Annotated in this window: 1 rRNA gene; it reads left to right on the top strand. The window is 51.0% G+C overall.

Going from position 1 to position 484, the window contains the following annotated elements:
- Window positions 1–484: ribosomal RNA gene (locus AAZR93_RS21575) — 23S ribosomal RNA — on the top strand; the annotation flags it as partial.

The raw sequence follows: 484 nt of genomic DNA on the forward strand, positions 1-484 counted from the left end.
GTCGATGGGCAACGGATTAATATTTCCGTACTGGTGATAATTGCGATGGGGGGACGGAGAAGGCTAGGCTATCCGGGCGACGGTTGTCCCGGTTTAAGAATGTAGGCAGGTGAATTAGGCAAATCCGATTCACTATATGCTGAGGTTCGATGACGAGTCACTACGGTGATGAAGTAGCTCATGCCACGCTTCCAGGAAAAGCCTCTAAGCTCTAGATTATCATTAATCGTACCCCAAACCGACACAGGTGGTCAGGTAGAGAATACTCAGGCGCTTGAGAGAACTCGGGTGAAGGAACTAGGCAAAATGGTGCCGTAACTTCGGGAGAAGGCACGCTGGCGTTAGGTGAAGTCCCTCGCGGATGGAGCTGAAGCCAGTCGCAGATACCAGCTGGCTGCAACTGTTTATTAAAAACACAGCACTGTGCAAACACGAAAGTGGACGTATACGGTGTGACGCCTGCCCGGTGCTGGAAGGTTAATTG

Origin of the sequence: Providencia sp. Je.9.19 (assembly GCF_051129765.1) — a bacterium.
Classification (GTDB): Bacteria; Pseudomonadota; Gammaproteobacteria; order Enterobacterales; family Enterobacteriaceae; genus Providencia.